1 protein-coding gene is annotated in these 750 nt (G+C 32.0%); it reads left to right on the top strand.

Annotated features, from left to right (window positions below; all coding sequences use genetic code 11):
• The first annotated feature begins 24 nt into the window (after positions 1-24).
• Positions 25-699: a hypothetical protein gene (locus tag DWW52_RS20895; RefSeq protein ID WP_007662658.1), complete on the top strand. Its 675-nt coding sequence runs from the start codon at positions 25-27 to the stop codon at positions 697-699.
• Positions 700-750: the final 51 nt, after the last annotated feature.

Genomic DNA, 750 nt, shown 5'->3' with positions numbered 1-750 from the left:
TTATCGACCTGAAAAGAACAAGAAATGAAACCAAGAGATATATTTATTAAAGCCTGCAATGAGATAGCTATTCCTTTTATCGCAATGGGATTTAAGCCGTCTAAAAATGGACAATGTTTGAAAAAGATTTCAAAAGACAAAAATTTGACTTTTGAAATATGGTTTCGTTCAAGTGTATATAATTCATCTTGTAGTGTGGCTATATATCCACTGATTACGATTACCTGTAAAAACTTGAAAAAGTGGGTGCAAGAAGAGAATCTCAATGTCAATGATGATGGCTTAGTATATCATAATCATATTGGATACCTATCGCCAATAAATCAATATCAATCTTGGGATCTTGCCGGACTAAGCTATGCTCCATCAATAAAAACAATAATTGATTTACTTGAAAAATATGCTTGTCCGATATTTGATTTATTTGAGAATAGACAAATGGCTATTGACTTCATTACGCAACATGGCTGTTGTTTCAATCAATACACGAAAGACTCTCTCCTTGCCCTGCCATATATGTTGAGATATGGTGAAAAGGAACAAGCCGAGAACTACTTCAATCATTACATACATTCAAGTAAATGTCGAAATAGATTTGTAAAAGCCTATTCTCAATTAGAAAAGAATGATGTAATTGATTGTGGATTAGATAATCGTTTTGTAATACTTGCATATAGTCAAAAACTAAAAATAAAATAGGTCGATAACAAACAGATGAAACTTTTAAGGTGGTTTATCCGCCGAACATTA

This window comes from Odoribacter sp. AF15-53, from assembly GCF_003479425.1.
Lineage (GTDB): Bacteria > Bacteroidota > Bacteroidia > Bacteroidales > Marinifilaceae > Butyricimonas.
The sequence above is the reverse complement of the archived record's forward strand: the minus strand, read 5'-3'. Positions and strand labels throughout refer to the sequence as shown.